We start from the raw sequence: 26,066 nt of genomic DNA on the forward strand, positions 1-26,066 counted from the left end.
ATCAATGACTCCGGTCGCGCAGCCTCCACGCAAGGCTGCGCGGTCGGGGTGATTGTTCTGTGGAACGTGAGTGTTACTGAGTGTGTCTAGACTCTCAGAACCCACCAAGAGTACCAAGCCATGACAACAGCCTATTACACCGGTGAGGAACGTAGTAAACGCATCTTTGCCATTGTCGGTGCGTCCTCGGGCAACCTGGTCGAATGGTTCGACTTTTACGTCTATGCCTTCTGCGCCATCTATTTCGCCCCGGCCTTCTTCCCCTCCGATGATCCGACGGTGCAGTTGCTCAACACTGCCGGGGTGTTCGCCGCCGGCTTTCTGATGCGACCGATCGGTGGCTGGCTGTTCGGCCGTGTCGCCGACCGCCACGGGCGCAAGAATTCGATGATGATCTCGGTGCTGATGATGTGCGCCGGTTCCCTGGTCATCGCCTGCCTGCCAACCTATGCCTCGATCGGTGCCTGGGCGCCGGCGCTGCTGTTGCTGGCGCGGCTGTTCCAGGGCCTGTCGGTGGGCGGTGAGTACGGCACCACCGCCACTTATATGAGTGAAGTGGCCCTGCGCGGCCAGCGTGGTTTTTTTGCCTCGTTCCAGTACGTGACGCTGATCGGCGGCCAGTTGCTGGCAGTACTGGTGGTGGTGATTCTTCAGCAACTGCTCAGTGAGGATGAACTGCGCGCCTGGGGCTGGCGTATACCGTTTGTGGTCGGCGCCATCGCTGCAGTGATTTCGCTGTTCTTGCGCCGTTCGCTGGAAGAGACCAGCAGCGCCGAAACCCGCAACGACAAGGACGCTGGCAGCATCGCCGGGTTGTTCCGCAATCACAAGGCGGCGTTTATCACCGTGCTCGGCTACACCGCCGGCGGCTCGCTGATCTTCTACACTTTCACCACCTACATGCAGAAGTACCTGGTCAACACCGCCGGTATGAGCGCCAAGACCGCAAGCTTCATCATGACCGGCGCGCTGTTCCTGTACATGTGCATGCAGCCGCTGTTCGGCAAGCTCTCGGACCGCATCGGCCGGCGTAACTCGATGCTGCTGTTCGGCGCCCTGGGCACGTTGTTCACCGTGCCGATCCTGCTGGCGCTGAAAACCGTCACCAGCCCGTTCCTGGCCTTCGTGCTGATCACCCTGGCGCTGTGCATTGTCAGCTTCTACACCTCGATCAGCGGCCTGGTCAAAGCCGAGATGTTCCCGCCGCAGGTACGCGCCCTGGGTGTCGGCCTGGCTTATGCGGTGGCCAACGCGCTGTTCGGCGGATCGGCCGAGTACGTGGCCCTGGGGCTGAAATCCATGGGCATGGAAAACACCTTTTACTGGTACGTTACGGCGATGATGGCAATTGCCTTCCTGTTCAGCCTGCGCCTGCCGAAGCAGGCTGCGTACCTGCACCACGACCATTGACCTGTTCAAGGACCCGCCAATGAACCCGCGTCCGGGCAATCAGCTGTTCGATGCCTACTTCACCGCGCAGGGGATGCGCGAGATTTTCTCCGACCGTGGTCGGGTCCAGGGCATGCTTGATTTCGAAGCGGCCCTGGCCCGTGCCGAAGCCGCCACCGGGGTCATCCCCCAGGTGGCCGTGGCGGCGATCGAAACCGCCTGCCATGCCGAGCGCTATGACTTTGCCGCGTTGGCCGAAGCCATTGCGCTGGCCGGTAACTCGGCGATCCCGCTGGTCAAGGCGCTGGGCAAGGTGATTGCCAGTGGCGTACCCGAGGCCGAGCGTTATGTGCACCTGGGCGCCACCAGCCAGGATGCCATGGACACCGGCCTGGTGCTGCAACTGCGGGCGGCACTGGCCTTGATCGAGACGGATCTGGCGCGGCTGGCCGATGCCCTGGCGCGCCAGGCCCAGACCTACGCCGAAACCCCCTTGGCCGGGCGCACCTGGCTGCAGCATGCTACGCCGGTCACCCTGGGCATGAAGATCGCCGGCTGGCTGGGCGCCTTGAGCCGCCACCGCGAGCGCCTGCAGGAACTCAAGCCGCGCCTGCTGACCCTGCAGTTTGGCGGCGCATCCGGCACCCTGGCGGCGCTGGGCGACAAGGCGTTGCCGGTGGCCGAAGCCTTGGCCGCAGAGTTGAAGCTGACGCTGCCTGAACAACCCTGGCACACCCAGCGCGACCGTCTGGTGGAGTTTGCATCGGTACTCGGCATGATCGCCGGCAGCCTCGGCAAGCTCGGCCGTGATGTCAGCCTGCTGATGCAGACTGAAGCTGCCGAGGTGTTCGAACCTTCGGCGCCCGGCAAGGGCGGCTCCTCAACCATGCCGCACAAGCGCAACCCGGTTGGTGCTGCGGTGCTGATCGGCGCCGCCACCCGTGTGCCCGGACTGCTGGCCACGCTGTTTGCCGCCATGCCCCAGGAACACGAGCGCAGCCTCGGCCTGTGGCATGCCGAATGGGAAACCCTGCCGGAGATCTGCTGCCTGGTCTCCGGCGCGCTGCGCCAGGCACAGATCATCGCCGACGGCCTGGAAGTGGACGCCGAACGCATGCGCCGCAACCTCGACCTGACCCAGGGCCTGGTGTTGGCGGAAGCGGTGAGTATCGTCCTGGCCCAACGCCTGGGCCGTGACCGCGCCCACCACTTGCTGGAAACCTGCTGCCAGCGTGCAGTGGCCGAGCAGCGCCACCTGCGCGCCGTGCTGGGTGACGATCCGCAAGTCAGCGCCGAACTTTCGCCAGACGAACTCGATCGTCTGCTCGACCCAGCCCATTACCTCGGCCAGGCCCGCGCCTGGGTCGAGCGGGCGCTGGCTGAACATCACCGCGTCAATGCCTGAAGGAGGCTGCAGTGGCACAGGTACAACTCGCCGATGGCGTACTCAATTATCAACTCGAAGGCCCGGAGCACCTGCCGGTGCTGGTGCTGTCCAACTCCCTGGGTACCGACCTGCACATGTGGGACACCCAGGTACCGGCCCTGACCGCGCATTTTCGCGTGCTGCGCTATGACACCCGTGGCCATGGCGGTTCGTTGGTAACCAATGGGCCGTACAGCATTGAGCAACTGGGGCGGGATGTGCTGGCCCTGCTCGATGCCTTGCACATCGAACAGGCGCATTTCTGCGGCCTGTCCATGGGCGGACTGATCGGTCAGTGGCTGGGGATCAACGCCGGCCACCGGCTCAAGCGCCTGATCGTGTGCAACACCGCGGCCAAGATCGGCGCGCCGCAGACCTGGAACCCGCGCATCGAGATGGTCCTGCGTGATCAGCAAGCAGCGATGGTCGGCCTGCGGGATGCCTCGATCGAGCGCTGGTTCACCCCGGCCTACGCGTCGGGCAACCCCGAGCAGGCCAAGCGCATTACCGACATGCTCGCCGCCACCTCGCCCGAGGGCTATGCGGCCAACTGTGGGGCGGTGCGCGATGCTGATTTCCGTGAGCAGTTGGGTGAGATCAAGGTGCCGCTGCTGGTGATCTCCGGCACCCACGATGCGGTCACGCCGCCGTCGGGCGGGCGCTTCATCCAGGAGAACGTGGCGGGTGCGCAATATGCCGAGTTCCACGCTGCGCACCTGTCCAACGTTGAAGTCGGTGCGCCATTCAGCCGCCGGGTGATTGATTTTCTGCTGGGCCGTGAGGACTGACCGTGGACGAGAAACAACGTTATGAAGCCGGTATGCAGGTGCGCCGCGCGGTGCTCGGTGATGCCCATGTCGACCGCAGCCTGAACAACCTGACCGAGTTCAACAGCGAGTTCCAGGAAATGATCACCCGCCATGCCTGGGGTGACATCTGGACTCGCCCGGGCCTGCCCCGGCATACCCGCAGCCTGATCACCATCGCCATGCTGATCGGCATGAACCGTAACGAGGAGCTGAAACTGCACCTGCGCGCGGCGGCCAACAATGGCGTGACCCGTGAAGAGATCAAGGAAGTGCTGATGCAGAGCGCGATCTACTGCGGGATCCCTGCGGCCAATGCCACCTTCCACCTGGCCGAGTCGGTGTGGGATGAGTTGGGGGTTGAGGCCAAAGGCTGACCTTCAAGGCCTCATCGCGGGGCAAGCCCGCTCCCACAGGTATGGTGCAGGAGCTGGCTTGCCAGCGATGGGCTGCAAAGCAGCCCCAATCAGACCGCCGCTTTCTTCTGCCGAAGCGCCACCGGCCCGACATTGTCCTCGATAGCCTTCTTCAGGTCCGGGCGCATCCCCAGCAAAAAGCCCAGCTCCACCACCACAAACAACGGCCCGATGATCAAGCCCATCAGATCATCGACAAAGGCCGGCTTGCGCCCTTCATAGTGGTGGCCGACAAACTGGATCACCCAGCCGATCACGAACAATGCCAGGCCCGCACTCAACCACACCAGGGTGCTTTGCCCGGCCAGCGCCTGCCCGGCCCACAGGCACAGGCCCAGCATCAGCGCCATCAGCAAGCCCAGGCGTTGGTCCAGGCGCAGGTAGAACCAGCCGGTAACCAGCGCCACCAGCAGCGCCGGCGACAGCCAGACGCCAGCCAGGTCAACGCCCGGGCGTGACAGCAAAACCGTCACCGCCAGCACAATCAGCGGAATGCCGATAAAGTGGGTAACGATGTTGCGCGGGTCGCGGTGGTAGGCGGCGTATTGACTCAGGTGTTCGACCAGGTTTTTCATTGTTGTTCCTCCTGTAGGTGGCTTGAGCATGTCCTACAGATATCCGGCTGTCTGTCGGCTAGCCGACAGAGTTCACCTTCGAGGCGTTATGCGCGAAACCCTGCTGCAAGGTCACTGGTTCCAGGCATTGCCTCCCAACTTTCAGGATAGCCTGCTGGGGCTGGCCCGGCAGCGTGAGCTGGCGGCCGGGCAGTACCTGTTCCAGCGCGGCGATGCGCCATGCGGGCTGTATGCGGTGCTCGACGGGGCGATGCGCGTGGGCGCGGTGGCCACCGATGGCAAGGAGGCGCTGCTGACTCTGATCGAGGCGCCGCACTGGTTCGGCGAGATCAGTCTGCTCGACGGCCAGCCACGTACTCACGATGCCCAGGCCGAAGCGCCGACCCGGTTGTTGTGGATCCCCCAGGCGCCGTTACTCAAGCTGCTCGAACAACAGCCCCGGCACTGGCGCGATGTGGCCGTGCTGATGAGTCATAAACTGCGCGTGGTGTTTGTCGCCCTGGAGCAGCAGAGCCTGTTGGCCGCAGCGCCGCGGTTGGCCCACAGGCTGCTGCAGATCGCCGCTGGCTATGGCGAGTTGCTTGGCAGCCGGCGGGTGTTGCAACTGTCCCAGGAGCAACTGGCGCTGATGCTTTCGCTGTCGCGCCAGACCACCAACCAGATCCTCAAGTCGCTGGAGCAGGAGGGCGCCTTGCGCCTGGGCTATGGCGAGATCGAAATTCTCGACCCCGCGCGCCTGCAGGCCCTGGCTAGTCCGGCTGGAACGGCGACTGACTGAGAATCACCCCGGTCTCCTCGACATACTTCTGCCATTCGCCCAGTAGCGCCTGCAGTTTTGCCGGTTGTGCCGCGGCCAGATCGTTGATTTCCCCTGGGTCGCTGGCCAGGTCGTACAGCTGCCAGGTCGCCGGGCCAACCGGGCCGGGGATGTACACGGCCTTCCAGTGGCCCTGGCGAATCGCCCGGCGGCCGAACAGCTCCCAGCCGGTGACGGTGTGTTCATCGTGAACCTGCTCGGTTTCGCCCGACAGGTAACCCAGCCAGGATTTGCCCCGCAGCTGCGCCACGTCACGGCCGCGCCAGCGTTTGCCGGGGTGGCGCACTCCGGCAAGATCGAGCAGGGTCGGGGTGATGTCCATCACCGTGCTGAACTGATGGCTGATCTGGCCCTGGCGTGCCAATGCCGGGTAATGCACCAGCGCCGGCACGCGAATCCCGCCTTCGCTGGTGAAGGCCTTGTACAGCCGTGACGGTGCGGTGGCCGCTTGAGCCCAGTGTGGGCCGTACCAGACGTAGGAGTTGGCCCGGCCAATGTTCTCCAGGCTGTTGTCATAGTGCTGGTCGAGGTAGCTGGCCAGTTGCGGGCCGAACTTGGGGAAGGCTTCGAGCAGCGCGCCCTCGGCGCCGTTGTCGGACATGAACAGCACCAGGGTGTTGTCGAGAAGGCCCTGGTTGCGCAGGTAGTCCAGCACCCGGCCGATGTTCCAGTCCATGCGCTCGACCATCGCCGCGTAGACCTCCATGGCCCGCGCCGAACGCTGGCGTTGCTCCTCGCTGAGGGTCAGCCAGTGGTTGTCCACCGGATGAGCCTGGGTGTCGGCGGTGATCAGGCCGAGCGTGCGCAGTTTTTCCAGGCGCTCCTGGCGCAGCACTTCGGGGCCGGCGTCGTAGCGGCCCTTGTAGCGCGCCACCACCTCGGCGGGCGCCTGCAACGGCCAGTGCGGCGCCGAGAAGGGCAGGTAGGCGAAGAACGGCCGGCTCTGGTCGCGTTCCTTCAGGTACTGCAGCAGCTTGTCGCCGAAAGCGTCGGAGGAATAGAAATCCTTGGGCAGTTCTTCGATGAAGGTCTGGTCTTCGATGTACAGCGCTGGCGTCGACTTGAGCAAACCCGGGGTCTGTTCGTCGTAGGTCGGTTCAAAGCCGTAGTGGTTGGCAGCGCCCGGCAACAGGGCGAAGGAACGCTCGAAACCGCGGGCCTGGGGCGCCAGTTCGGCGGTCAGGCCCAGGTGCCATTTGCCGCTCATCAGGGTCTGGTAACCGGCATCGCGCAACAGCTCCGGCAGGGCCACCACGCGGTCGTTGAGGTAGCCTTCGTAGCCGGGCTTGCCGATTAGCTCCGGAGTCAGCGCCTCGGCCATGGTGCCGATGCCGGCGATATGGTGATCGGTACCGGTCAGCAGCATCGAGCGGGTCGGCGAGCAGGTCGGCGCGGTATGAAAATCGGTCAGGCGCAGGCCGGCAGTGGCCAGCGTGTCGAGGTTCGGCGTGGCGATTTCGCCGCCGAAGGCGCCGAGGTCGGAGAAACCCAGGTCGTCGGCAACGATGAGCAGAAAGTTGGGGCGTTGGCTCATGGTCGGTTCTCAGTAGGCAAGGTAGGTCAAAGGCAGGTCGCGAATCTGTTCCAGCGCGGGCGGCAAATAGCGCGCGTCGGCGGTCAGCTCGTGCAGCAGGTCTTCGCGCAGGCGATGGAAGGCCAGGCTTGCACGTTGGCGCGGGTGCGGCAGGTCGATCTCGACGATGCGCTTGATCCGCCCCGGGCGTGGCTCCAGCACCACTACGCGGTCGGCGAGAAACAGCGCTTCCTCGACATCGTGGGTCACCAGCAGGGTGGTGATGCGTGCCCGCTCGCGAATCGCCAGCAGCTCGTCCTGCATCTGCTGGCGGGTCAGCGCGTCGAGGGCGCCGAAGGGTTCGTCGAGGAGCAAGATACGTGGGCTGGCCACCAGGCCGCGGGCAATCGCCACGCGTTGGGCCATGCCGCCGGAGAGCTGGTGCGGGTAGGCCTGGCTGAAGTCCTCAAGGCCGACCAAGGCGATGTACTGGTCGATGCGTTGCTGGCGCTGCTCGCGGGTCAACGGCTCGTTGACCAGGCCCAGGGCGATGTTCTGCGTTACGCTCAGCCAGGGAAATAAGCGGTGCTCCTGAAAGACGATGCCGCGTTCGCTGCCGATGCCATTGAGTGCCTGGCCGTCGATCAGGATCTGCCCCCGGTAGTCGTTGTCCAGGCCGATCAGCAGGCGCAACAGGGTGGATTTGCCGCAGCCGCTGGCGCCGACAATGGCGACGAACTCACCGTCGGCGATCTGCAGGTTGAAGTCGCGGATGGCTTCCAGCTCGCCGCCGGCTACGGCGAAGTGTTTGCCGACCTGATTGAAACTGACCAGAGGGTGGGCGATGGCATTCATGCTCGTCTCCAGCGCGTGGCGCGCAATTCGAGGTGTTGTCCGAGGGCGCCCAGCAGCGCACCGGTGAGGCCGACCAGAAGCATCCCGGCCATGATGATGTCCATGCCCAGCAACTGCTGGGCGCCGATCATCAGGCTGCCGATACCGCCGCCGGAGGGCATGAAGTACTCGGCACCGATGGTGCCCAGCCAGGCGTAGATCAGGCCGATGCGCAGGCCGGCGAAAATCCCTGGCGCTGCGCCCGGCAGCACCAGCCGGCGCAGGCGCTGGGGCAGATTGAGGTGCAGCACGCGGGCGGCTTCCTCCAGTTGGGGCGAACGGTTGGCCACGGCCCGTTGGGTGGCGATGAACAGCGGGAAGAACGCCGCCAGGCCAACGAACACCCACTTGGCCAGTTCACCGAGGCCGAACCAGGCGGTTAGCAGCGGCACCCAGGCGAAGATCGCGATCTGGCGCAGGCCGGCCAGGCTCGGCCCGAGCAGGCGTTCGGCGGGCGTCGACAGCCCCAGCCACAGGCCCAGGGCAAAACCCAGGCTGCCGCCGAGCAACAAGCCGCCCAAGGCCCGGCCGACACTGATCGCCAGGGCGCCGCTGAGCGAGCCATCGAGCAGGCCATCCCAGGTGGTCTGCACGACCTGCAACGGGGCAACCAGAATTTGCGTATCGACCCAGTCCAGCTGATTGGCCAGTTGCCACAGCACCAGCAGCGCCAACGGCAGCAGCAAGGCCTGCAGGCGCTGGCCACCGTGCAAGCGCGACACTCGCAGCTCGGCGTTGGGCGGATGCGGCCAGTGCACCAGGCGCCGGTCGAGCCAGCCCAGGCTACGGTCCATGACAAAGCCCAGCAGGCCGATGACCAGGATGCAGACGAAGACGATATCGAGCATGAACAGTTGCCGGGCCCAGACCATCAGGTAACCGATGCCTTCACTGGAGGCCAGCAGTTCCACCGCCAGCAACGATGTCCAGCCGGTGGCCAGGGCCAGGCGTACGCCAGCGAGAAAGGCTGGCAGGGCCGCTGGAACAATCAGTTTGCCGATCAACAGGCGCGGCGGCAGGCGCAACACTGTGGCCGCCTCGCGCAGCCGTGGCTGGGCATCGCGCACGCCCACCAGGGTGTGCAGGGTCACCGGCACGATGATCGCCTTGACCAGCACCACCAGCTTGAGCACTTCGCCGATGCCGAACAGCACCATGAACAGCGGTACCCAGGCCAGGGTCGGAATCTGCGCCAGGGCATTGAAGGTCGGCAGTACCAGGCGTTCGGCGCGGCGGCTGAAGCCCAGCCAGGCACCGAGCAAGGCGCCGCTGGTGACGCCCACCAGCAAGCCCAGGGCCAGGCGTTGCAGGCTGATCGCCAGGTGTGTCCACAGCTCGCCCTGGGCCAGTTCCAGGCCGCTTTGCCAGACCAGGCTTGGCGCCGGCAGTATCTGTTCGCTCATCCACTGGTTGCGGCTGGCCAGCCACCACAGTGCAGCCAGTGACAGCGGCAGGTACCAGGCTTGCAGACGACGCAGGGGCAGGCCGTCAAACAGCCGCGTGCGCCCTGAGGGGCTTGCCAGTGGCAGGCTGGAGAGTGAAGCTCGGGCCATGGAAACCTCCGCGGATTGGCTATTTGCTTATTCTAAAAACGAATTATTAATTAAAAATAAATTCGATTAGGTGATAAGAGTCTGCATTTAAAGCCGTCGCTGTCACGCGCAGCCAATGCATTCGAAGCATATTTTTCTTGTGCCTGATGCATGACGCGCTGCGCAGCCCGTGGTACGCCTTTTATTCATATTAGTTATTAAAATGTAATTTTTTAGTATTTATTTAATAGTCAGGGTTGTCGGTAGCGTGGCCGCACCATTACAAGGAGTCGCGTGCCATGAACCTGTCGATCAACCGTGTGTTCAACCTCTTTGCTGTTCCCGCCCTGGCGGCGGTGGTCGGTTGGCTGCCGCCGCTGGCCCAGGCCGCCGAGGTCAAGGAGATCCGTATCGCCGTGCCGGACCTGAGCGCCGGCACCCAGCATTCCGGCGGCGGTGTGACTGATGTATTGCGCGACCAGCAACTGCTGGAGAAAGCCTTCGCTGCCGATGGCATCAGCATCCGGTGGAACTACTTCAAGGGTGCGGGCCCGGTGATCAACGAGGCCTTTGCCAACGGCCAGGTCGACTTCGCCTACCTGGGTGACCTGGCGGCGATCATCGGCAAGGCCAATGGCCTCGACACCCGGCTGCTGGCCGCCACCGGGCGCGGTATCAAGCATTACCTGGGGGTGGCGCCGGGCAGCAACATCAAGACTCTGCAAGACCTCAAGGGCAAGCGCGTGGCGGTGTTCCGTGGCACCGCCACCCAGTTGTCGTTCGACGCCGCCCTGGCCAGCCAGGGCCTGAGCGAGAAGGACCTGAAAGTCATCAACCTGGACTTCAATGCGGCGATTGCCGCCCTGGCCGCCAAGCAGATCGACGCCACCTGGGGTTCGACCGGCATCAGCGCCCTCAAGCAGCGCGGTCTGGCCGAGTTGCCGTTGAACACCCGTGACCTGGGCGGCGCCGGGAATGTCCAGGCGGTGCTGGTGGGGTCCGGGCGTTTTGTCGACGAGCATCCCGAGCTTGTGGAAAAGCTCCTTGCGGCCCAGCAACAGGCCGTGCACTGGCTGACCCAGGACGACAACAAGGACGCCTACATCCAGCTGGTCTCGGGGCTGGCCAGCTACCCGCCGGCGATCCTTCAGCAAGACTTGCAGAACGAGCAACTGAGCAAGATTTTCCCCTCGACCCTGGATGCCGACTTCCTGAGCAAGTTGCAGGCTTCGGTAGACCTGGCCGCCGAGCAGCGGCTGATCCGCAAACCGTTCAAGGTCGAGCAGTGGCTGGCGCCGCAGGCTATCCGGCCAGCACCTGCACCGCTGGCTGCCGATCGAGGCTGATCAGGGTTTCGATCATTGCCCGGGCAGCGGGTGAGAGGCGGTAACCGCTGCGGCTGACGATGCCGCAGCGGGCGTTGAGGCTGTCGAGGTTGGCCGGCAGGTTACGCCAGTGCAGGCGTACCAGGCGGCCCTGTTCGATGTCCTCGGCGAAGGCTTCTTCGGTACCGATGCCAATGGCGTCGGTGCCCAGCACGATCTTCACCAGAGTCGGCAGGTGCTCGGTCTGCACCTGCGGGGCGAAGTCGGTCTTGCCGCTGAGGTTGGCCAGCAGCTTGCGCACCCCCGGCGGGATCAGGGTGGTGGCCAGCGGGTAGTCGAACATGTCGTTGGTCGACAGGCTGTCCTTGGCCAGCAACGGGTGCCCCGGGCGGCAAAAGAACAGGCCGCGACGCGGGCTCAGCGGCTGGGTCTGGAAGTTCGGGTCGGCCTCGAAATGACGGATGTCGGCAACGAAGAACTCGATCTCTTCACGGCTCAGCGCGCGGCTGAGTTTTTCCCAGTTATCCACTTCAAAGCAGGTGCGCACCTTGGGATGGGCGCCGAGAAAGCGCGCCACCGCCTGCGGCACCAGGTGCACCGCAGGCGCCGGGCCGCAGCCGAAGCGCAGCTCGCCGGCATCGAGCTTGGTCATCTGCTGCACTTCGCTGTTGAGCTGCGCCGCGCCTTGTACCAGGCGCAGGGCGTGCTGCAGCACCACCTGGCCTTCGGGCGTGGGGCGCAGGTCCTTGTTGCCTCGATCGACCAGTACGCAACCGAACTCTTGTTCCAGGCCCTGGATACTGCGGCTGAAGGCCGGCTGGGTGATGCCCATGGCGTCGGCGGCGCGGACAAAACTGCGGTGTTCGGTGAGGGCGATGAAGTAACGCAGTTGGCGAAGATCCATATGCTTTCCCGGCATTCCAAAAATACGGCGAAGGTATTTGCCGCCGCGCAGGCTCAGGTTTTAAATGCAAGCTCTTATTCCGTCAATGAAGCATATGTTTATTTGTTAGAGCTTATTTGCATATCAATAGAGCAGAGGTTTCAAGCCGCTGCGCACAACCTAGCCAGATGAGGGTCAATCCATGAGCAATGCCGCACGCGCCGTAGCACCTGTCACCCATACCCTGGACATCCACCCGGTGGCCGGGCGCATCGGTGCCGAAATTCGCGGGGTCCAGTTGAGCGCCGATCTTGAGCCCGCCGTGATCGAAGCCATCCAGGCTGCGCTGGTGCAGTACAAGGTGGTGTTCTTCCGTGCCCAGACCCACCTTGATGACCAGGGCCAGGAAGCCTTTGCCCACCTGCTCGGCGAGCCGATCGCCCACCCGACCGTGCCAGTGCGCGAAGGCACACGCTACCTGCTCGAACTCGATGGCGGCGAAGGGCGCCGGGCCAATTCCTGGCACACCGACGTGACCTTCGTCGATGCCTATCCCAAGGCGTCGATCCTGCGCTCGGTGGTAGCGCCCGAATCCGGTGGCGATACCGTTTGGGCCAATACCGCCACGGCTTACCAGGACCTTCCAGCGGAGTTGCAGGCCCTGGCTGACCAGCTCTGGGCGGTGCACAGCAACGAGTACGACTACGCCGCAGCCAAGCCCAACGTGAGCCTCGAACAACTGGAGAACTACCGGAAGATCTTCACCTCGACGGTGTACGAAACCGAGCACCCGGTAGTGCGTGTGCACCCGATCAGCGGCGAGAAAAACCTGCTGCTGGGGCACTTCGTCAAACGCATCAAGGGCTACTCGCAGAGCGACTCGGCGCACCTGTTCAACCTGCTGCAAAGCCATGTCACGCGCCTGGAAAATACCGTGCGCTGGCGCTGGCAGGCAGGTGACGTGGCGATCTGGGACAACCGCGCGACCCAGCATTACGCGGTGGACGATTACGGCACCCAGGGCCGTGTGGTGCGCCGGGTGACCTTGCAGGGTGACGTGCCGGTTGGGGTTGCCGGGCTGCGTAGCCGGACGACTCGCGGGGCTTGAAGCAATCGCGACGACTCGACTTGCCCGCGATGGGCTGCAAAGCAGCCCCAAGACAGAGGTTTCAGAGAATACTGATCGGGTAACTGATGATCAGTCGGTTCTCGTCAAAGGCATTGGTGCTGTAGTCCCGGCGCATGGTCGAGTTGCGCCATTTGACCGACAGGCTCTTCAAGGTCCCGGACTGGATCACATAAGCCAGCTCCGATTCCCGCGCCCATTCCTTGCCATCGGTGATGGCGCCGGTGTGCACGTTGTCGCCGCTGATGTAGCGGTTCATCAGGGTCAGTCCGGGCACGCCGAGGCCGGCAAAGTTGTAGTCGTGACGCAGCTGCCAGGAGCGCTCCTGAGCGTTGTCGAAGCTTGAGTTGTAGCTGTCGTTGGCCAGGGTGCCGCCACTGGTGCCGTTGACCCGCATCCAGGCATCGTCGCCGCTGACTTTCTGCAGGCCGAGGTAGAAGGTGCTGGCGCCGTATTTGGCCGAGAGCATCGCCGAGGCGGTGCGGTTGTCCAGTTTGCCGGCGCGTTCGGCGCCGTCTTCCTTGCCGATGAAGTAGCCGAGGTTGGCGCCCAGGGTCCAATCGCCCAGCGGCTGGCTGTGCACCAGGTTGATGTACTGCTGGTTGTAGATGTCCTTGAGTTCGGCATTCCACAAGCCAATCATCGTGCGCTTGTCGTTGAAGCTGTATTCGCCACCGGCAAAGTTGAAGCGATCGGAGGTGAAAGCCGCGCGGCCGTTCATCGACATGTCTTCCATGCTCGCATCGTTACGCGGGCTGTTGCCGCGAAACTGTCCGGCGTACAGGGTCAGGCCGGCGATTTCCTGCGAGGTGATCTGCCCGCCGCGGAAAGTCTGCGGCAGCGATCGGCCGTCGTCGGAGCGCAGAATCGGCAACACCGGCATCCATTCGCCGACTTTCAGTTCGGTGTTGGAGATCTTTGCCTTCAGCGCCACCCCCAGGCGGCCGAAATCATCGGCAGGCCGGCCGTCATCGTGCACCGGCAACAGGTGGGTGCCCGCCGTGCCTTTGCCGCCATCGAGCTTGACCGAGTACAAGCCCAGTACATCGACACCGAAGCCGACCACACCCTGGGTAAAGCCGGAGCGGGCGTCGAGGATGAAACTCTGGGTCCATTCCTCGCCCTTGCCCTGGGGGTTGGCCGGGTCGACGAAGTTGCGGTTGATGTAGAAGTTGCGCAGGTTGAGGCTGGCCTTGGCATCCTCGACGAAGCCGCCCTCAGCCGCGAGGGAGGGTAGGGCGCAAGTCATGGCCAGCAAGCCGGGAAGCAGGTGTCGTGCGGGTATGGTCATCGTCTGTTGTCTCTTGTTTTTATGTAAGCCGAAGCCATCCGCTGCGACGGTTCGAGGTCACAGGCCGGGCTACGATCTTTGGGGATACGCTTTGGAAAAGCTGCGAAGCGATGGTGCGGCGGCGGGCGGGGATGAATCAATTCGTTGCAGGCGGAATTGGGCGATAATCGAACGGTAACTGGTTGGTTAATTCCTGGTCTTGGGGCAAAAAAAAGGTTCTTCACGGAATCCTGGGTTGGGGGCGCGAGCTTATCCATTCACTGTGGCGCTGCTGCCGGCAGCAGCGCCACAGTGAATGGATAAGCTAGAAACCTCAACATCCCAACCCAAGGATCATAGCCCCCGGCAACCCGTGAAGAACCAAAAAAAAGCCCACCGGCAAGGGTGGGCTCTTTTACAGCGCAAAGACTCAGCCTTTCGGCGTATCAGCGGCTGCTTGCTGCTGGGCCCGACCGGTCTGCTCGTACCAGCCGCCACCGAGGGCCTTGTACAGGTTGACCTCGCTGACCAGCTGCGACAGGCGATCGCTGATCAACGACTGCTGGGTGTTGAACAGCTGACGCTGGGCGTCGAGGAAGGTCAGGTTGCTGTCGATACCGATGCGGTAGCGACGCTCGGCCAGGCGGTAGTAGTCCTGGTTGGCGGCAACCAGGTCACGCTGCGCCTGCAACTGCTGGTTGAAGGTCTGGCGCGCGGCGAGGCCATCGGAGACTTCCTGGAAGGCGGTCTGGATGGTTTTCTCGTATTTCGCGACGTTGATGTCCTTCTGGATCTTCGAGTAATCGAGGCTGGCGCGCAGGGCGCCGGCGTTGAAGATCGGCAGGTTGATCTGCGGCTGGAACAGCCAGGTACCCGAACCACCCTTGAACAGGCCGCCCATGTCCGGGCTCAGGGTCCCGGCGTTGGCCGTCAGGCTGATGCTCGGGAAGAACGCTGCACGGGCGGCGCCAATGTTGGCATTGGCGGCCTTGAGCAGGTGTTCGGCTTCCTGGATGTCCGGCCGGCGTTGCAGCAGGTCGGACGGCAGGCCCGCCGGCACTTCGGCCAGTAGGTCGCTGTCGAGCTTCTGCGCGGTCGGCAGGTTGGCCGGTACGCCGGTGCCGAGCAGCACGGTCAGGCTGTTGAGGTCCTGGGCAACCTGGCGCTGGAACTGCGCCAGCTTGACCCGTGCGCCTTCGACCGAAGTCCGCGCCTGGCTCAGGTCCAGGGCCGAGGCCACACCCACTTCATTGCTACGTGCGGTCAGCTGGTAGCTTTCCTCGTAGGTCTTGAGGGTGTCTTCGGTCAGCTTGAGCAGGGCCTGATCGGCCTGCCAGGTGAAGTAGGCGTTGGCCACACTGGCCACCAGGCTGATCTGCGTCGAGCGCCGGGCTTCTTCGCTGGACAGGTAGATCTCCAGCTGTTGCTCGGTCAGGCTGCGCACCCGGCCGAACAGGTCGAGCTCGTAGGCGCTGACCCCGAGGGTCGCCGAGTACTGGCTGGTGATGCTCGATTCGTTGGTTTGCGACATGTTCGCCGGCATCCGCTGACGGCTACCGCTGCCATTGGCCGAGACCGCCGGGAACAGATCGGCGCGCTGGATGCGGTACTGCGCACGGTAGGCATCGATGTTCAGCGCCGCGACCTTGAGGTCGCGGTTGTTGACCAGCGAAGTCTGGATCAACTGCTGCAGTGCCGGGTCATGGAAGAACTGACGCCAGCCCTGTTCGGCGGCGGCCACCTCGGCCGACTCGGTCGGCGAGTAGGCAGGGCCTTGCGGCCACTGCGCGGCCACCGGCGATTCCGGGGTCTGGTAGTCAGGGATCAGCGAGCAGCCGCCAAGAATGAAAGCGGTTACTGCCAGGGACAACAGGGACTTACTCATTGCCCGGCCTCATAGCGTGGAGTTTCAGGGGTGGCGTCTTCTTCGGGCTTTTTGCTACCGAACAGCGACGACACACTTACGAAGAACAATGGCACCCAGAAGATTGCCAGGATGGTGGCGGTCAGCATCCCGCCGATTACCCCGGTACCGATAGCGTGCTGGCTACCCGAGCCTGCACCACTGGAGATGGCCAACGGTACCACGCCGAGGATGAACGCCAGCGAGGTCATGATGATCGGCCGCAGACGCATCCGACAGGCTTCGATGGCCGCATCGATCAGGCTGCGGCCCTGCTCATGCAGTTCCTTGGCGAATTCGACGATCAGGATCGCGTTCTTCGCCGCCAGGCCGATGGTGGTCAACAGGCCCACCTGGAAGTACACGTCGTTGGACAGCCCGCGCAGGCTGGTGGCCAGCAACGCACCGATGATCCCCAGCGGTACCACGAGCATGACCGCGATCGGGATCGACCAGCTTTCATACAACGCCGCCAGACACAGGAACACCATCAGCAGCGACAGGGCGTACAGCGCCGGCGCCTGGGAGCCGGACAACCGCTCCTCGTACGACAGGCCCGTCCAGGAGTAACCGATACCCGCCGGCAGTTGCGCGGCCAGGCGTTCGACCTCGAGCATGGCTTCACCGGTACTGTAGCCAGGCGCTGGCGCACCGAGGATTTCCATGGCTTCTACACCGTTGTAACGCGACAGCTTCGGTGCACCGTAGATCCACTCGCCCTTGGCGAAGGAGGAGAACGGCACCATCTCGCCAGCGGCGTTGCGCACGTACCACTTCTGCAGGTCTTCAGGGCTCATCCGGGCACCGGCTTCACCCTGGATGTAGACCTTCTTGACCCGGCCGCGGTCGATGAAGTCGTTGACGTAGCTGGCACCCAGGGCAATCGACAGGGTGTTGTTGATGTCGGCGATGGTCACGCCCAAGGCACTGGCGCGTTCGTCGTCGACGGTCAGCTGGTACTGCGGTTCATCGTTCAGGCCGTTCGGACGCACTGCCGAAAGGATCTTGCTTTGCGCGGCCATACCGAGGAACTGGTTACGCGCTTCCATCAGTTTTTCGTGACCGACACCGGCACGGTCCTGCAGGAACACGTCGAAACCAGTGGCGTTACCCAGCTCCAGTACCGCAGGCGGAGCGAAGGCAAACACCATCGCATCGCGGAAGCTGAAGAAGTGCTGCTGGGCACGGTTGGCCAGGTTGAACACGTTGTTCTCGGCAGAACGCTCGCCCCACGGCTTGAGCATGATGAAGGCCATACCCGAGCTCTGGCCACGACCGGCGAAGTTGAAGCCGTTGACGGTGAACACCGAGGCAACGGTATCGGCTTCCTTGTCGAGCAGGTAGCTGCGCATCTCGTCGATCACCACCTGGGTGCGCTCGGCGCTGGAACCGGCCGGGGTCTGCACCTGGGCAAACAGTACACCCTGGTCTTCTTCGGGCAGGAACGCCGTCGGAATGCGGGTGAACAGCCAGATCATGCCGACCACGATCAGCAGGTAGGCCAGCAGGTACGGGGCCTTGTGCCGCAGCATGTTGCCGACGCCGCGCTCGTAGCTACGCACGCTGCGGTCGAAGTTGCGGTTGAACCAGCCGAAGAAGCCGCGCTTGGCAACGTGGTGTTCGCCCTTGGCAATCGGCTTGAGCATGGTCGCGCACAGCGCCGGGGTGAAGATCAGTGCTACCAGTACCGACAGGGCCATGGCCGAGACGATGGTGATGGAGAACTGCTTGTAGATCACACCGGTGGAGCCGCCGAAGAAGGCCATCGGCAGCAGTACCGCCGACAGCACCAGGGCGATACCGACCAGGGCGCCCTGGATCTGGCCCATGGACTTCTTGGTCGCTTCCTTGGGGGATAGCCCCTCTTCGGACATGACCCGTTCGACGTTCTCCACCACGACAATGGCATCGTCCACCAGCAAGCCGATGGCCAGCACCATGCCGAACATCGTCAGGGTGTTGATGCTGAAGTCCGCCGCGGCAAGGATGCCGAAAGTACCCAGCAATACCACCGGTACGGTCATGGTGGTGATGATGGTGGCGCGGAAGTTCTGCAGGAACAGGTACATCACCAGGAACACCAGCACGATCGCTTCGATCAGGGTATGGATTACCCCGCTGATCGATTCGGTCACAACCGGGGTGGTGTCATACGGGAACACCGCCTTCATGCCTTCCGGGAAGAACGGTTCCAGGTCGGTGATGGTCTGGCGCAGGGCCTTGGCGGTATCCAGGGCGTTGGCGCCGGTGGCCAGCTTTACCGCAAGGCCGGACGCCGGCTTGCCGTTGAACTGGGCGCTGATCGCGTAGTTCTCACCACCCAGGCCGACCTTGGCGACATCGCCCAGGCGCACCTGGGAGCCGTCACGGTTGACCTTGAGCAGGATCTTCTCGAACTGCTCGGCCGTCTGCAGGCGGGTCTTGCCGATAATGGTGGCGTTGAGCTGGGTACCCGGCAGGGCAGGCAGGCCGCCAAGCTGGCCGGAGGACACCTGAACGTTCTGCGCGGCCACGGCGGTACGCACGTCGACCGGGGTCAGCTGATACTTGTTCAGCTTGGCCGGGTCGAGCCAGATACGCATGGCGTACTGGGCACCGAACACCTGGAAGTCACCGACACCGGCGGTGCGCGAGATCGGGTCCTGCATGTTGGAGACGATGTAGTTGGCCAAGTCGTCCTTGGACATGCTGCCGTCTTCGGACACCAGGCCGATCACCAGCAGGAAGTTCTTCACCGCCTTGGTCACGCGGATACCCTGTTGCTGCACTTCTTGCGGCAGCAGCGGGGTGGCCAGGTTCAGCTTGTTCTGCACCTGGACCTGCGCGGTATCGGGGTTGGTACCCTGTTCGAAGGTCGCGGTAATGGTCATGCTGCCGTCGGAGTTACTTTCCGACGACACATAACGCAGGTTGTCGATACCGTTGAGCTGCTGCTCGATCACCTGTACCACAGTGTCCTGCACGGTCTGCGCCGAAGCGCCCGGGTAGGTCACGGCAATGGCGATGGCCGGCGGAGCGATGCTCGGGTACTGGTTGATTGGCAACTTGAGGATCGACAAGGCGCCGACCAACATGATCACCAAGGCGATCACCCAGGCAAAGATCGGGCGATCGATAAAGAATCTCGACATGGTTTACTCCCCTTTGGCCCCTGCAGTCGATGCATTGGCCTGGGTTGGCTGGGCAGGCTTGACGTTGGTGGCTTCGCTGACCTTGACCTCGACGCCCGGTTTGACGAACTGCAGGCCTTCGGTAATCAGGCGGTCGCCCGGGTTCAGGCCTTCCTGGATCAGCCAATCGCTACCCACGGTACGGCTGGCCTTGAGCTGGCGCAGTTCAACCTTGTTGTCCTTGTTGACGATCAATGCGGTCGGCTGGCCCTTGAGGTCGCGGGTCACGCCTTGCTGCGGCGCGAGGATGGCGGCGCTGTTGACCCCGGCGGCCAGGCGCGCGTGGACGAACATGCCTGGCAGCAGGTTGTGTTCAGGGTTGGGGAACACCGCACGCAGGGTCACGGAACCGGTGGTCTGGTCGACCGAGACTTCGGAGAACTCCAGGCGACCTTCCTTGCCATAGGTGCTGCCGTCTTCCAGGGTCAGGGTGACCTTGGCGGCGTTGTCGCCGACCTTCTGCAGTTGGCCGCTTTCCAGCTCACGGCGCAGCTTGAGCAGCTCGGCCGAGGACTGGGTGACGTCGACGTAGATCGGGTCGAGCTGCTGGATCACGGCCATGGCGTCGGCCTGGCCGTTGTTGACCAGCGCGCCTTCGGTGACCGAAGAACGGCCAACACGGCCACTCAGCGGGGCCAGGACCTTGGTGTAGCGCAGGTCGATCTGGGCGCTGCGCAGCGAGGCTTCAGCCTGCAGACGTTTGGCATTGGCGTCGTCGTATTCCTGACGGCTGACAGCCTGTTCACTGACCAGTTGCTTGTAACGCTCAGCCAGCGAGCGGGTCGATTGCAGGTTGGCCTGGGCGCTGGCCAGGGTCGCCTCGTACACCGACGGGTCGATCTGGTACAGCTGCTGGCCTTCCTTGACCTCGGTGCCTTCCTTGAACAGGCGCTTGAGAATGATGCCGTTGACCTGTGGTCGAACCTCGGCAATGCGGTACGCGGTGGTACGGCCAGGGAGATCGGACGTCAGGGTATAGGCCTGGGTTTGCAGGGTTACGACGCCGACCTGAGGAGCTTGCGCCGCAGGCGCCGCCTCTTCCTTTTTACAGCCGCTGAGCAGTGTTGCCAGGGCGACGGCGGAAACCAGAGCGGTAACAGCTGGCTTGAATTGCATGAAGATCCTCGGGTCGCAAGAGCTGAAGACGCTCAAGAATAATGGAAAGGGTGCGCTATAAAAAATGCAGTCGAGTGGATAAATAGCTTGCTAAGGAATATACTTACATTCATGGTTGTTTGTAAATACCTCGCAGGCGACGTGTTCAGCCGATGCGAGCTCCCAAATTAATACAGCCGGTAACAGTCTGCAGAGGCTGACCCGGCCCGACTCCCAGGCACCCGGCGTGCGTGCCCGGGCCTGATGAGGTTGTACTGCCATGGTCCGTCGAACCAAAGAAGAAGCCCAGGAAACCCGCGCCCAGATTCTCGAAGCCGCGGAAAAGGCCTTCTACAAGCGCGGGGTAGCGCGTACCACCCTGGCCGATATCGCCAAGGAAGCGGGGGTGACCCGCGGCGCGATCTACTGGCACTTCAACGACAAGGCCGAACTGGTGGAGGCCATGCTCGACAGCTTGCACGAGCCGCTGGACGCTCTGGCCCGGGCCAGTGAAAGCGAGGACGAAGTCGACCCGCTCGGCTGCATGCGCAAGCTGCTGGTGCGGTTGATGCACCAGATGGTGCTCGATCCGAAGACCCGGCGAATCAATGAAATTCTGCATCACAAATGCGAGTTCACCGATGATATGTGCGAGATCCGCCAGCAACGGCAGGCCTCGACGATCGAATGTCATGCCCACATCGCGTTGTCGCTGGGCAATGCAGTCAAGCGCGGGCAATTGCCCGCCGACGTGGACCCGGAACGCGCGGCGCTGGCCATCTATGCCTACATAGACGGGCTGATTCGCCGCTGGCTACTGCTGCCCGACAGCTTTGACCTGCTGGACCAGGCCGAGCTGTGGATCGATACCGGGCTGGATATGCTGCGCTTGAGCCCCGCCTTGCGCAAATGACACTTTGTGAAGCTTTGTGATCATTTGTTTCCACGACAGTTATAAACGTCTTACTGGCGGCCGCGCAATTGTCTGTCAGGCAATGCCAGCGCCGCCGTCAGCCCCAGCAGCGAAACCGTAGCACTGCCGAGCAGCAGGTTGCGAAAGCTCAACAGCAACTCGGCCTGCACCGCCGCTGTCGGTTCGCCGGCCTGCAGGCTACCCAGCAGGGCATCACCAGCCAGGCTCAAGCCGCCCTGGGCAAGCATCGCCAGCAACAGCGTGGACATGATGGCCACACCCATGGCCCCGCCCAGTGAGCGGAACAGGTTGGTGGTGCTGGTGGCCACGCCGATATCCCGCGGCTCCACTGCACTCTGGGTCGCCACCAGCGAGGTGGGGAACTGCAGGCCCGAGGCAATCCCGGTCAATAACATGAACACACCACTGAACCAGACCGCCTGCGGTGGGCTGAAGGCCATGCCGACGATGGCAAACGGCATCAGCAAGGCACCGCCAAGAATCTGCGGCTTGTAGCGCCCGGTGTGCGTGGTCAGGCGCCCGCCGCAATAAGCACCGATCGGCAGGCCGATGGCCAGCGGCAGCAGGTGCAGGGCCGCGCTGTCGGCGCCGGCTCCGGTGATGCTCTGATAGCGCAACGGCATCAGCATGGTCAGCGAGATGGCCTGGAAACTGGTAAAGAAGATCGTGCACCAGCACAGGACGGCGGTGCGATTGGCGAACAGCTTCAGTGGCAGCAGCGGTTCGGCGGTGCGTTGCTCGTGCAGTACGAACAGCAGCAGGCCGGTCACTGCACAACCGAGCAGGCTGGCAACCTGCGCAGAATCCCAGGGCTGGCCCTGGCCAATCAGGGTGATGCCCAGCAGCAGGCTGCCCAGGCCAAGAGTCAGCAATGCGGCGCCGAGGTAATCGACCTGCGCCGTGTGCGTTGGCACCTGCAGGCTGCGCAAGGCGCGGCGGGTCACCCACCAGGCGGTCAGGCCCAGCGGCAGGTTGAGCCAGAATACCCAGCGCCATGACAGGTACTCGGTGAGCACCCCGCCCAGCACCGGCCCGGCAACACTGGCCAGGGCATACATGCTGCTGAAGTAGCCCTGGTAGCGCCCGCGCTCGCGCGGTGGCACGAAGTCGCCAATGATCGCCTGGCTGACCGAGACCATGCCGCCGGCGCCAATACCCTGCAGCACCCGCGCCAGCACCAGTTGCTCCATGTTCTGCGCCAGTGCGCAGAAAATCGAGGCCAGGGTAAACAGGGCGGTGCCGGTGAGGATCATCCGCCGCCGGCCATACAGATCACCGAGCTTGCCGTAGATTGGCACGGCCACGGTCATGGCCACCATGTAGCCGGAAATCACCCAGGCCAGCAGGCCGACATCGTTGAATTGCGCCGAAATAGCCGGCATCGACACGGCGACGATGGTCTGGTCCAGGGCGCCGAGAAAGATCGCCAGCATCAGCGCGACGAGCACGCTGCGCAGCACCGGTTGCGGAGTGTTCAGTTGAGTCACGGGCCAGCTCTGAGGCAGATGAAGCCCGCAGCCGGTGAGCTGCGGGAGCAGGTGCCGACCAGTCTACTCGATAGCTTGCTAAGCGTCTTCCTCGATAGGCTCGTAGGGCAGGCCGACATAGTTTTCTGCCAATGTAGTACGGCCTGCTTGTGAGCTGACGTAGTACTCAAGCTCGGTTTGCTGAATGCGCTGGCTGAAGGCATCACTGTCAGGAAAACGGTGCAGGATCGAGGTCATCCACCAGGAGAAGCGCTCGGCCTTCCAGATCCGCCGCAGGCAGATCTGCGAGTAGCGCTCCAGCAGGTCGGTGCGGCCTTCGCCATAGACCTTGCGCAGGATGTTGTACAAGGTGCTGACATCGCTGGCGGCAAGGTTCAGGCCCTTGGCGCCGGTGGGCGGGACGATGTGCGCGGCGTCGCCGAGCAGGAACAGCTTGCCGTACTGCATCGGTTCGACCACGAAACTGCGCAGCGGCGCGATGCTTTTCTCGATCGACGGACCGGTCACCAGGCGTTCGGCCAGCTCTGCCGGCAGACGTGATTTGAGCTCGGCCCAGAAACGCTCGTCGGACCAGTCCTCGACTTGCTCTTCAGCGCCCACCTGCACGTAGTAGCGGGTGCGGGTCGGCGAGCGCATGCTGCACAGGGCGAAGCCGCGCTCATGCCGGGCATACACCAGCTCGTCGCTCACCGGCGGGGTATCGGCCAGTACACCGAGCCAGCCGAAAGGGTACACCCGTTCGAAAATTTTCAGCGCCTGGGCGGGAATCGATTGCCGGGCGATGCCGTGGTAACCGTCGCAGCCAGCAATGTAGTCGCAGTCCAGGCGCTGTACTTCGCCGTTCTTTTCAAAGGTCAGGTAAGGCTGCTCGGACTTCAGATCATGGGGACGGACGTTGTCGGCTTGATAGACAGTGACGGCGCCGCAGGCTTGGCGCGCATGCATCAGGTCGCGGGTGACTTCGGTCTGGCCGTAGATCATGACCCCTTTGCCGCCGGTCAGGCCCTTGAGGTCGATGTGTTCGCGGCGCCCGTCGAAGGCCAGTTCAAAACCGCTGTGGGGCAGGCCCTCGGCATCCATGCGCGCGCCGACGCCGGCTTCGCGCAGCAGCTCGACCATGCCTTGTTCCAGTACCCCGGCACGGATGCGCCCGAGCACGTAGTCGGCGCTCTGACGCTCGACGATGACATTGGCGATCCCGGCCTTGTGCAGCAACTGGCCGAGCAGCAGGCCAGCAGGGCCGGCGCCGATAATTGCGACTTGAGTCTTCATTGTTGTTATCCCAGGCAAGCTTCAGCTCAGGGCTGAAAGCAGCTTATGATTGTTGTGCTTGTATTTTTCGCTTGGGAATGCGAGTGAAGAAGGGATAAAAACGGCAGGAAGCAGGACTTTTCACTAATCGGTGCGATTATCGGGCATTGCCCTGGAGCCAGTTGATCAATGAGCAAGGCGTCGATCCCGGTGTTCAAGCTGTACGGCGAGCAGTTGCAGTGGCCGACGCCGGACCTGCTGCACAGCGAGTCGATCCCGGCGCGCAGCCGTTTGCATGACTGGGAAATCGAACCTCATCGGCATGCCGATCTATGCCAGTTGCTGTTCCTTTATGACGGACAGGCCGAGATCGAAGTCGAAGGCCAGGTGCGGCGCCTGGAGCAGGCGGCGATCCAGGTGGTGCCGGCCTTGTGTGTGCACGGCTTTCGCTTTTCCAGCGATGTCGATGGTTACGTGGTGACCCTGGCGGCGCCGCTGGTGAACCTGCTGCACACGCAACTGGCCGGTGCGCCGCCGGCCCTGGCCCAGGCGGGCACCTACTTGGCGGGCGACGATCGGGGCTACCTGTACAGCCTGTTCAGCGCCTTGCAGCAAGAGTACCAACAGGCCCAGCCTGGTCGCGATTTGCAACTGCGCTCATTGATCAACCTGCTGGTGGTGTGGATCAGCCGCCAATGCTTGCAGCGCCATGGTCAGGGCCTGGTGGTGGCGCGTGGGCGGGAATATCTGGACCGCTTCAACACGCTGGTGGAGCAGCAGTTTCGCCGGCAGCCGAGTGTCGAGGCGTTGGCTCATGAGGTGGGGATTTCAGTGGCGCACTTAAACAGTATCTGCCGCGAGCTTGCCGGGCAGTCGGCGTTGCAGATCATCCATCAACGCCTGCTACTTGAAGCCAAGCGCGAGCTGATCTACACCAGCCTGAGCATCAAGCAATTGGCTGACAGCCTGGGTTTCGCAGATCCTGCGTATTTCTCGCGGTTCTTCCGCCGCCTGACCAGCAAGGCCCCCAGCGACTTCCGTCAGCAGGATGCGCGGCAACCTACTTGAGTGCACTCAGCGTCGCCGTGTGCGGCACGCAGTGAGCCAGGCTGCAGCTGGCGGCGGAGTAGGGTTGGTTGCGAATCTGCTCGACCCGGTAGGCTGCGGCGGCATACAGCCCGACCACAGCGGCCATGGCACAGATAACGGCGCACTTTCTGGATTTGACGCCCATGTTGCTCACCTCCTGCAAACCACGTACAGGTGCTATCCAAAGCATAGGTCAGCTTGGCCGAGTGTGCCCGGCTAGAGCAGGTCCCGGTCCCAAACGGGCTCGGCGGTAAAACGCTCGGCGAGAAAGTCGAGCATGCTGCGCAGGGTCGCCGGCATGTGCTTGCGCGAGGTGTACACGGCATTGAGGTTCAGCTCCCGCGGCTTGGCCTGGGGCAGCAGGCGAATCAGCTCGCCACTGCGCAGGGCGCCGGCGGCCTGATAGGTCGGCAGCATTGCCACGCCGGCACCGGCCAGCGCCGCCCGTTGCAGGGTCATGGCTTCGTTGGCGCTGATGTTGCCTTGTACTGGTACCGATACCACCTCGCCATCCACTTCGAAATGCCAGAGGCTGCGGCCGAAGTAGGAGTGGGTCAGGCAGTTGTGCTGGCTGAGCTCCTGCACGTGCTGCGGCGCCGGGTGCTGGCGCAGGTAAGCGGGGGAGGCGCAGATCACCGAGCGGCACACGGTCAGGCGCCGGGCGATCAGGTTCGGGTCCAGGTCGTTGCTGGTGCGGATCGCCAGGTCGATGCGCTCATCCACCAGGTTCACCGTGCGGTCGAGCATTTGCAGGTCGATTTTTACCCCGGGGTAGCGTTTGACGTAGTCGGCCACGGCGTCCATCAATTGCGCCTGGCCGAACGAGGTGCTGACACTGATGCGCAATTCGCCGCGGGGGGCATCGTTGGGGGTGCTGACCGCTGCCTGTAGGTCACCGGCAAGTTCAAGCATCTGCCGGCAACGCGGCAGGGTTTCCTGGCCGGCCGCGGTCAGGCTCAGGCGCCTTGTGGTGCGCTGCATCAGGCGCGCGCCAACCCAGTCCTCAAGCTCAGCCAGATAGCGGGAAACTACCGGCCGGGAGAGTTCCAGGTGGTCAGCGGCGGCCGATTGGCTGCCCAGGTCGACCACGCTGACGAAGACCCGCATTGCTGTCAGACGATCCATGATTTGCCCGCTTTCAGAAACAAACTAATCCTAAGCATCG

The 26,066-nt window shown here is 63.4% G+C and carries 22 protein-coding genes; 9 read left to right on the plus strand and 13 right to left on the minus strand.

Features of this window, described 5'->3' with window-relative positions; genetic code table 11:
• Nucleotides 1-120: 120 nt before the first annotated feature.
• From F8N82_RS02695 to pcaC, 4 genes are read left to right on the plus strand one after another with little or no spacing between them, the layout of a single operon-like run.
• A complete protein-coding gene (locus F8N82_RS02695) occupies nucleotides 121-1,410 on the plus strand; it encodes an MFS family transporter (protein WP_038998953.1) in 1,290 nt (429 codons plus the stop codon).
• A gap of 19 nt (nucleotides 1,411-1,429) precedes the next feature.
• Entirely contained in the window at nucleotides 1,430-2,794 is a 1,365-nt protein-coding gene (locus F8N82_RS02700; RefSeq protein WP_038998954.1) for a 3-carboxy-cis,cis-muconate cycloisomerase, read from the plus strand.
• Nucleotides 2,795-2,805: 11 nt separating this feature from the next.
• The gene (gene pcaD, locus F8N82_RS02705) at nucleotides 2,806-3,603 is read left to right on the plus strand and encodes a 3-oxoadipate enol-lactonase (protein WP_038998955.1); all 798 of its coding nucleotides are present in this window, start codon (nucleotides 2,806-2,808) and stop codon (nucleotides 3,601-3,603) included.
• Between the two features lie 2 nt (nucleotides 3,604-3,605).
• Nucleotides 3,606-3,998, plus strand: a complete 393-nt coding sequence (gene pcaC, locus F8N82_RS02710; protein WP_038998956.1) for a 4-carboxymuconolactone decarboxylase — start codon at nucleotides 3,606-3,608, stop codon at nucleotides 3,996-3,998.
• Between the two features lie 89 nt (nucleotides 3,999-4,087).
• Here the strand turns inward: pcaC and F8N82_RS02715 are convergent, their stop codons facing one another.
• Entirely contained in the window at nucleotides 4,088-4,612 is a 525-nt protein-coding gene (locus tag F8N82_RS02715; protein ID WP_038998958.1) for a DUF962 domain-containing protein, read from the minus strand.
• Nucleotides 4,613-4,700: 88 nt separating this feature from the next.
• On the opposite strand from F8N82_RS02715, the gene F8N82_RS02720 reads away from it, so the two are divergent.
• Nucleotides 4,701-5,390, plus strand: a complete 690-nt coding sequence (locus F8N82_RS02720) for a Crp/Fnr family transcriptional regulator (RefSeq protein WP_038998959.1) — start codon at nucleotides 4,701-4,703, stop codon at nucleotides 5,388-5,390.
• Here F8N82_RS02720 and F8N82_RS02725 read toward each other — a convergent pair.
• From F8N82_RS02725 to F8N82_RS02735, 3 genes are read right to left on the minus strand one after another with little or no spacing between them, the layout of a single operon-like run.
• Nucleotides 5,362-6,963 (minus strand): arylsulfatase, encoded by a 1,602-nt coding sequence (locus tag F8N82_RS02725; protein WP_038998961.1) that lies wholly within the window; start codon nucleotides 6,961-6,963, stop codon nucleotides 5,362-5,364. The two genes, F8N82_RS02720 and F8N82_RS02725, sit on opposite strands and share 29 nt — an antisense overlap.
• Before the next feature lie 9 nt (nucleotides 6,964-6,972).
• Entirely contained in the window at nucleotides 6,973-7,797 is an 825-nt protein-coding gene (locus tag F8N82_RS02730) for an ABC transporter ATP-binding protein (protein ID WP_038998963.1), read from the minus strand.
• Nucleotides 7,794-9,389: an ABC transporter permease gene (locus tag F8N82_RS02735; RefSeq protein ID WP_038998964.1), complete on the minus strand. Its 1,596-nt coding sequence runs from the start codon at nucleotides 9,387-9,389 to the stop codon at nucleotides 7,794-7,796. Before F8N82_RS02735 ends, F8N82_RS02730 begins: the two co-directional genes overlap by 4 nt.
• A gap of 278 nt (nucleotides 9,390-9,667) precedes the next feature.
• Here F8N82_RS02735 and F8N82_RS02740 point away from each other — a divergent pair, with 278 nt between their 5' ends.
• Nucleotides 9,668-10,714 carry an ABC transporter substrate-binding protein gene (locus F8N82_RS02740; RefSeq protein WP_038998965.1) on the plus strand — a complete coding sequence of 349 codons (1,047 nt, stop codon included), beginning with the start codon at nucleotides 9,668-9,670 and terminating at the stop codon, nucleotides 10,712-10,714.
• Here the strand turns inward: F8N82_RS02740 and F8N82_RS02745 are convergent.
• A complete protein-coding gene (locus tag F8N82_RS02745; protein ID WP_038998967.1) occupies nucleotides 10,671-11,597 on the minus strand; it encodes a LysR family transcriptional regulator in 927 nt (308 codons plus the stop codon). The two genes, F8N82_RS02740 and F8N82_RS02745, sit on opposite strands and share 44 nt — an antisense overlap.
• Before the next feature lie 181 nt (nucleotides 11,598-11,778).
• Between F8N82_RS02745 and F8N82_RS02750 the strand changes: the two genes are divergently transcribed.
• Complete coding sequence (locus F8N82_RS02750; RefSeq protein WP_038998968.1) at nucleotides 11,779-12,684, plus strand: TauD/TfdA dioxygenase family protein; 906 nt, start codon at nucleotides 11,779-11,781, stop codon at nucleotides 12,682-12,684.
• A gap of 61 nt (nucleotides 12,685-12,745) precedes the next feature.
• On the opposite strand, the gene F8N82_RS02755 is transcribed toward F8N82_RS02750, so the two are convergent.
• The 4 genes from F8N82_RS02755 to F8N82_RS02770 all read right to left on the minus strand — a co-directional run bounded on the left by F8N82_RS02755 (nucleotide 12,746) and on the right by F8N82_RS02770 (nucleotide 20,161).
• On the minus strand, nucleotides 12,746-13,951 hold the full coding sequence (locus tag F8N82_RS02755) for an OprD family porin (protein ID WP_224793715.1): 1,206 nt from the start codon (nucleotides 13,949-13,951) through the stop codon (nucleotides 12,746-12,748).
• Nucleotides 13,952-14,402: 451 nt separating this feature from the next.
• Complete coding sequence (locus tag F8N82_RS02760) at nucleotides 14,403-15,857, minus strand: AdeC/AdeK/OprM family multidrug efflux complex outer membrane factor (protein ID WP_038998970.1); 1,455 nt, start codon at nucleotides 15,855-15,857, stop codon at nucleotides 14,403-14,405.
• Complete coding sequence (gene ttgB, locus F8N82_RS02765; RefSeq protein WP_038998971.1) at nucleotides 15,854-19,006, minus strand: multidrug efflux RND transporter permease subunit TtgB; 3,153 nt, start codon at nucleotides 19,004-19,006, stop codon at nucleotides 15,854-15,856. Before ttgB ends, F8N82_RS02760 begins: the two co-directional genes overlap by 4 nt.
• Before the next feature lie 3 nt (nucleotides 19,007-19,009).
• Complete coding sequence (locus tag F8N82_RS02770; RefSeq protein ID WP_038998972.1) at nucleotides 19,010-20,161, minus strand: efflux RND transporter periplasmic adaptor subunit; 1,152 nt, start codon at nucleotides 20,159-20,161, stop codon at nucleotides 19,010-19,012.
• Between the two features lie 259 nt (nucleotides 20,162-20,420).
• On the opposite strand from F8N82_RS02770, the gene F8N82_RS02775 reads away from it, so the two are divergent.
• Nucleotides 20,421-21,053, plus strand: a complete 633-nt coding sequence (locus tag F8N82_RS02775) for a TetR family transcriptional regulator (protein WP_038998973.1) — start codon at nucleotides 20,421-20,423, stop codon at nucleotides 21,051-21,053.
• Nucleotides 21,054-21,103: 50 nt separating this feature from the next.
• Here the strand turns inward: F8N82_RS02775 and F8N82_RS02780 are convergent, their stop codons facing one another.
• Together F8N82_RS02780 and pobA are read right to left on the minus strand one after the other, a co-directional pair.
• Complete coding sequence (locus F8N82_RS02780; protein ID WP_038998974.1) at nucleotides 21,104-22,561, minus strand: MDR family MFS transporter; 1,458 nt, start codon at nucleotides 22,559-22,561, stop codon at nucleotides 21,104-21,106.
• A 78-nt stretch (nucleotides 22,562-22,639) separates the two neighbouring features.
• Nucleotides 22,640-23,833, minus strand: coding sequence for a 4-hydroxybenzoate 3-monooxygenase (gene pobA, locus F8N82_RS02785; RefSeq protein ID WP_038998975.1), 1,194 nt, complete (start codon nucleotides 23,831-23,833; stop codon nucleotides 22,640-22,642).
• Between the two features lie 168 nt (nucleotides 23,834-24,001).
• On the opposite strand from pobA, the gene F8N82_RS02790 reads away from it, so the two are divergent.
• The gene (locus F8N82_RS02790) at nucleotides 24,002-24,880 is read left to right on the plus strand and encodes a helix-turn-helix domain-containing protein (RefSeq protein ID WP_038998976.1); all 879 of its coding nucleotides are present in this window, start codon (nucleotides 24,002-24,004) and stop codon (nucleotides 24,878-24,880) included.
• Here F8N82_RS02790 and F8N82_RS02795 read toward each other — a convergent pair.
• Nucleotides 24,873-25,046, minus strand: coding sequence for a hypothetical protein (locus tag F8N82_RS02795; RefSeq protein WP_166675649.1), 174 nt, complete (start codon nucleotides 25,044-25,046; stop codon nucleotides 24,873-24,875). The genes F8N82_RS02790 and F8N82_RS02795 overlap by 8 nt on opposite strands.
• A 71-nt stretch (nucleotides 25,047-25,117) precedes the next feature.
• Nucleotides 25,118-26,026 carry a LysR family transcriptional regulator gene (locus F8N82_RS02800; protein WP_038998977.1) on the minus strand — a complete coding sequence of 303 codons (909 nt, stop codon included), beginning with the start codon at nucleotides 26,024-26,026 and terminating at the stop codon, nucleotides 25,118-25,120.
• Between the last annotated feature and the right edge of the window lie 40 nt (nucleotides 26,027-26,066).

The organism is Pseudomonas fluorescens (assembly GCF_902497775.2).
Taxonomy (GTDB): domain Bacteria; phylum Pseudomonadota; class Gammaproteobacteria; order Pseudomonadales; family Pseudomonadaceae; genus Aquipseudomonas; species Aquipseudomonas putida_F.

What these genes read in the sequence shown, in the direction of transcription:
- F8N82_RS02715 (WP_038998958.1), bottom strand. Translation starts at nt 4,612, where the DNA reads ATGAAAAACCTGGTCGAACACCTGAGTCAATACGCCGCCTACCACCGC.
- F8N82_RS02730 (WP_038998963.1), bottom strand. Translation starts at nt 7,797, where the DNA reads ATGAATGCCATCGCCCACCCTCTGGTCAGTTTCAATCAGGTCGGCAAA.
- F8N82_RS02745 (WP_038998967.1), bottom strand. Translation starts at nt 11,597, where the DNA reads ATGGATCTTCGCCAACTGCGTTACTTCATCGCCCTCACCGAACACCGC.
- F8N82_RS02795 (WP_166675649.1), bottom strand. Translation starts at nt 25,046, where the DNA reads ATGGGCGTCAAATCCAGAAAGTGCGCCGTTATCTGTGCCATGGCCGCT.
- F8N82_RS02760 (WP_038998970.1), bottom strand. Translation starts at nt 15,857, where the DNA reads ATGAGTAAGTCCCTGTTGTCCCTGGCAGTAACCGCTTTCATTCTTGGC.
- F8N82_RS02770 (WP_038998972.1), bottom strand. Translation starts at nt 20,161, where the DNA reads ATGCAATTCAAGCCAGCTGTTACCGCTCTGGTTTCCGCCGTCGCCCTG.
- F8N82_RS02755 (WP_224793715.1), bottom strand. Translation starts at nt 13,951, where the DNA reads ATGACTTGCGCCCTACCCTCCCTCGCGGCTGAGGGCGGCTTCGTCGAG.
- F8N82_RS02735 (WP_038998964.1), bottom strand. Translation starts at nt 9,389, where the DNA reads ATGGCCCGAGCTTCACTCTCCAGCCTGCCACTGGCAAGCCCCTCAGGG.
- ttgB (WP_038998971.1), bottom strand. Translation starts at nt 19,006, where the DNA reads ATGTCGAGATTCTTTATCGATCGCCCGATCTTTGCCTGGGTGATCGCC.
- F8N82_RS02725 (WP_038998961.1), bottom strand. Translation starts at nt 6,963, where the DNA reads ATGAGCCAACGCCCCAACTTTCTGCTCATCGTTGCCGACGACCTGGGT.
- F8N82_RS02740 (WP_038998965.1), top strand. Translation starts at nt 9,668, where the DNA reads ATGAACCTGTCGATCAACCGTGTGTTCAACCTCTTTGCTGTTCCCGCC.
- F8N82_RS02800 (WP_038998977.1), bottom strand. Translation starts at nt 26,026, where the DNA reads ATGGATCGTCTGACAGCAATGCGGGTCTTCGTCAGCGTGGTCGACCTG.
- F8N82_RS02700 (WP_038998954.1), top strand. Translation starts at nt 1,430, where the DNA reads ATGAACCCGCGTCCGGGCAATCAGCTGTTCGATGCCTACTTCACCGCG.
- F8N82_RS02695 (WP_038998953.1), top strand. Translation starts at nt 121, where the DNA reads ATGACAACAGCCTATTACACCGGTGAGGAACGTAGTAAACGCATCTTT.
- F8N82_RS02720 (WP_038998959.1), top strand. Translation starts at nt 4,701, where the DNA reads ATGCGCGAAACCCTGCTGCAAGGTCACTGGTTCCAGGCATTGCCTCCC.
- F8N82_RS02790 (WP_038998976.1), top strand. Translation starts at nt 24,002, where the DNA reads ATGAGCAAGGCGTCGATCCCGGTGTTCAAGCTGTACGGCGAGCAGTTG.
- F8N82_RS02775 (WP_038998973.1), top strand. Translation starts at nt 20,421, where the DNA reads ATGGTCCGTCGAACCAAAGAAGAAGCCCAGGAAACCCGCGCCCAGATT.
- F8N82_RS02750 (WP_038998968.1), top strand. Translation starts at nt 11,779, where the DNA reads ATGAGCAATGCCGCACGCGCCGTAGCACCTGTCACCCATACCCTGGAC.
- pobA (WP_038998975.1), bottom strand. Translation starts at nt 23,833, where the DNA reads ATGAAGACTCAAGTCGCAATTATCGGCGCCGGCCCTGCTGGCCTGCTG.